The organism is Kitasatospora sp. NPDC057512 (assembly GCF_042802135.1).
In the GTDB taxonomy this organism is placed as follows: Bacteria; Actinomycetota; Actinomycetes; order Streptomycetales; family Streptomycetaceae; genus Kitasatospora.
This window is the reverse complement of record NZ_JBHVET010000787.1, coordinates 1-3,722: the sequence shown is the minus strand read 5'-3', so window position 1 is coordinate 3,722 and position 3,722 is coordinate 1. Positions and strand designations below refer to the sequence as shown.

At 71.5% G+C, this 3,722-nt stretch carries 4 protein-coding genes; 2 read left to right on the top strand and 2 right to left on the bottom strand.

Annotated elements, in window-relative coordinates:
• Positions 1–66 precede the first annotated feature (66 nt).
• Both ACFU6K_RS33725 and ACFU6K_RS33720 read right to left on the bottom strand, forming a co-directional pair.
• Positions 67–324 carry a DUF3073 domain-containing protein gene (locus tag ACFU6K_RS33725; protein WP_049654080.1) on the bottom strand — a complete coding sequence of 86 codons (258 nt, stop codon included), beginning with the start codon at positions 322–324 and terminating at the stop codon, positions 67–69.
• Between the two features lie 382 nt (positions 325–706).
• A complete protein-coding gene (locus tag ACFU6K_RS33720; RefSeq protein WP_380669587.1) occupies positions 707–1,864 on the bottom strand; it encodes a Glu/Leu/Phe/Val dehydrogenase dimerization domain-containing protein in 1,158 nt (385 codons plus the stop codon).
• A 198-nt stretch (positions 1,865–2,062) separates the two neighbouring features.
• On the opposite strand from ACFU6K_RS33720, the gene ACFU6K_RS33715 reads away from it, so the two are divergent.
• Both ACFU6K_RS33715 and bldC read left to right on the top strand, forming a co-directional pair.
• The gene (locus ACFU6K_RS33715) at positions 2,063–3,016 is read left to right on the top strand and encodes a hypothetical protein (RefSeq protein WP_380669585.1); all 954 of its coding nucleotides are present in this window, start codon (positions 2,063–2,065) and stop codon (positions 3,014–3,016) included.
• Positions 3,017–3,503: 487 nt separating this feature from the next.
• A complete protein-coding gene (gene bldC / locus ACFU6K_RS33710) occupies positions 3,504–3,710 on the top strand; it encodes a developmental transcriptional regulator BldC (protein ID WP_014137253.1) in 207 nt (68 codons plus the stop codon).
• The last annotated feature ends 12 nt before the right edge of the window (positions 3,711–3,722 follow it).

Below are 3,722 nucleotides of genomic sequence, written 5' to 3'. Positions count from 1 at the left end.
CACGCGGGAACGCCGAAGACCGGCCCGGCGCACTGGGCGCCCGGACCGGTCCGGCGGGACTGCTGGTTACGAGCGGCGGGAGGCCTGTGACGGCCCGGTGCCCGGCTCGGTGTCGCCGTCGTCGTCGAGGTCGGCGTAGCGGGCGGCGTACTCCGCGTACGGGTCGTCGTCCTCCTCCTCCTCGATCGGCTCCGGCTCGATCGAAGCGGTGGACGGCGATACGCCCAGCTCGTTGGACAGACGGTTAGCGTCGAACCCGCCGCTGTTGTACTTCAGCTCGCGGGCGACCTTCGTCTGCTTGGCCTTGGCCCGGCCGCGCCCCATGGGTCGACCCCCTCAACGATGGGGCTCACGGCCCCGAGTCTGACACGTGTTCATGATCAGGACCGGCCTGCCCGAATGGGAGGACCGTCCCTTGGAGCATTAACGGTACCTGTTTCCGCCGCTGGACGGTACGTCGTCAGTGTGACGTGGCGCGCACCGACCGCACCCGCGACCAGGTCTTCCCAGGTCAAGGGAGGTTTTGCGGCGTTTTGCGCGCTGTCCAGAGGTGTCTTGGGTCCGTCGTTCCAGGACTGATTATCCCCCCTAGGGGGGCTCCGGATCACCCGTTCGGCCGGAGAAGTGAGAATCCGGTTCCACATCGTGATGCGCGGGGGGCCACTGGGACGGCCCCCCGCGCGCCACGGGGTCGGTCGGCGACCCGTCAGCCGCGGCGGGCGCCGGGCAGCAGCACCGTGCGCAGGGCGCTGATCTCGCGCATCCGCTTCTCGGCCAGGCGGTCGGCGGCGACCGCCGGCGGGACGCCGTCGGCCGTCGCCCGGGTGAAGATCTCCAGGGTGGTGTCGAAGATCTTCGTGGCCTTGTTCTTGGCCCGCTCGAAGTTGAAGCCGTCGATCTCGTCGGCGACCTGGATGACGCCGCCGGAGTTCACCAGGTAGTCCGGCGCGTAGAGGATGCCGCGGTCGGCGAGGTCCTTCTCGACGCCCGGGTGGGCCAGCTGGTTGTTGGCCGCGCCGCAGACGATCGAGGTGCCGAAGCCGCCCAGCGCCGCGACGACGTCGTCGGTCAGCGCGCCGCCGAGGGCGCAGGGGGCGTAGACGTCGAGCTTGGCCTGGAGCAGGGCGGCGGTGTCGGCGACCACCTCGACCTCGGGGTGGGCCGCGCGCACGCGGTTGACGGCGGCCTCGAAGGGGTCGGTGACGACGACCGTGGCGCCGTCCGCGACCAGGTGGCCGACCAGGTAGTGGCCGACCTTGCCGACGCCCGCGACGCCGACCCGCTTGCCGCGCAGGGTCGGCTGGCCCCAGCGGGCCTGGGCGGTGGCGCGCATGCCCTGGAAGACGCCGAAGGCGGTCAGGATGGACGAGTCGCCGGCGCCGCCGTGCTCGGGCGAGCGGCCGGTCACGAACTCGGTCTCGCGGGCGATGACGTCCATGTCCTGGACGTAGGTGCCCACGTCGCAGGCGGTGATGTAGCGGCCGCGCAGGGACTCGACGAAGCGGCCGTAGGCCCGGAGCATCGCCTCGTTCTTGTCCTTGTTCGGGTCGCCGATGATGACGGCCTTGCCGCCGCCGAGGTCCAGTCCGGCCAGCGCGTTCTTGTAGGACATTCCGCGGGACAGGTTCAGCGCGTCCTCCAGCGCCGCCTCCTCGGAGGCGTACGGGAAGAAGCGGGTGCCGCCGAGGGCCGGGCCCAGGGCGGTCGAGTGGATGGCGATGATCGCCTTCAGACCCGAGCTGCGGTCGTGGCAGAGGACGACCTGCTCGTGACCGTCGCCGGGGGCGCCGTCCTGTTCGGTACGGAAGATCCTGCTGAGCACGCCGGGTGCGGGGTGCGTGGCGGGGGTCTGTACGTCGGTCACTGTGGTGACTCCAGTATCGAAGGCCCGCTGCTGTGGTGCGGGCGCCTAGGGCGAAGCGTAGTCGGGGGCGCGCCGCCGGTCCGGCGTCTTGCCCGAGCCGGGGCCGGTCGTCCGAAGGGTGAGACGGAAGGCGGCGCGGAGTGCGGGCGCGAACGGTTCGGGGGCGCGCTCTCCCGGGGCCGCGCGGCGCGTGCGACCATGCAGGACGTGACCGTCGTACGTACCTCCGTACAACCGCCCTACGCGGCCCACCTGCGGGTCTACGAGCCGCTGGCCGCCTATCCGGAGCCCGATCGGGCGCGCTGGCAGGCCTGGGCGGCGGAGCACGGGCCGGACGCCGCGGAGCCGGCCCAGCCGGTGGCGGCGGCGGTGCTGGAGGAGCAGCGGGAGGCGCTCGCCGGGCTGGCCGCCCGCACGCCCCGGGCGCTGCCCGAGCGGGAGAGCGGGCGGGCGTACCTGCGGCTGGTGGACGGCGTCCTGTACGTCTGCCCGTGGGCGACCAGGCTGCGCAGCTGGCAGGCGCTGGAGGAGCTGCGGGCCGGGGCGCCGGTGGCGCTGCTGGACACCGCGCTGCCGCCGGTGACCCGGGCGGCCGCCGAGGCGGACCGGGAGCGCTGGCGGGCGGAGCACCCGGACGCCCGGCCGTGGATCCTGACCAGCCGGTGGGAGGTGCCGGTGCGCTGGTTCCTGCCGTTCGGGGACGAGGACCGCTGCTTCGTGCCGGGCGGGGAGGGGCCGGGTGCGGAGGGGGCGGCGGCGGAGGGGTCGGTGGACGGCCCGGGCGGGGGAGGGGGGCAGGGCGGCCGGCCGGCGGCGCTGTTCTACCTGGTGCCGATGGCGCAGGCGCGCCGACGGGTGGCGCGGGCCTTCCGGGCACTGCGCGAGGCGGTGCCGGACGGGGAGCTGACGCAGGGGGCGGAGCGGGTCGGGCGCTGGCTGGAGGAGTTCCACCCGCGCTCGCTGGTGGAGCTGGACTACGGGGGCCTGGTGCATCTGCTGGGCCCGGAGCGGCTGTTGGCGGACCGTTCGGCGGGGGAGCTGGAGGAGGGGCTGCGCGCGCTGCGGGCGGGGGACACCGCGGAGGCGCTGCGGGTCCACGGGGAACTGACGGTGCGGTGGCGCCGGGTGCTGGCGCTGCGGCACGCGAACTGACGTCCGACCGCGCGTGTATGACTGTAAGAGTCCTAAGGGCTGCAGATCGGATGACCAAGGTCCCGGTTCGGGTCAATAGCTGTCGAACGTGACACTACTCACCGTTGACGCGAACTTACCCCTATGTGCAAAAATGGGACAACCAGCCCAACTTCACGTGAGCGTGCCCACTTTTGGGTGGTTCTGGAGTCGATGCGTGCTTTGCGGGGAAACGGAGGGTCTGGTCCCCTCGTAACCGGATGTCATCACTATGTGACTGTCCGCTATGGGGTGGTCCATCGCCATCCGTCGGCCTTGAACCCGTGAGGGGTCAATTTTGGCGGTTTGGTCGATAGGGCTGGACGGATGGTGTAGTTGTAGACACCAGGACAAGCCGTTCGTCCTATAACCGACTCGGCCCGTCTATGCCATTTCGGGCATCGCGGGCCAAGGTGCAGAATTTGAAGGATAGAACCGCCCTGGTTCGGTTCTCCCGAGGAGGCCGCTCATGACCGCTCGTACCCCTGATGCTGAGCCGCTGCTGACGCCGGCAGAGGTTGCCACCATGTTCCGCGTGGACCCGAAGACGGTCACCCGCTGGGCCAAGGCAGGCAAGCTGACGTCGATTCGCACGCTCGGTGGTCACCGCCGTTACCGTGAGGCGGAGGTGCGCGCTCTGCTGGCTGGGATTCCCGCCCAGCGCACTGAGGCCTGATAGGCCGAAGGC

Bases quoted from the DNA above. Each gene is read 5' to 3' on its own strand.
- bldC (WP_014137253.1), top strand. From the start codon at position 3,504: ATGACCGCTCGTACCCCTGATGCTGAGCCGCTGCTGACGCCGGCAGAG.
- ACFU6K_RS33715 (WP_380669585.1), top strand. From the start codon at position 2,063: ATGCAGGACGTGACCGTCGTACGTACCTCCGTACAACCGCCCTACGCG.
- ACFU6K_RS33725 (WP_049654080.1), bottom strand. From the start codon at position 324: ATGGGGCGCGGCCGGGCCAAGGCCAAGCAGACGAAGGTCGCCCGCGAG.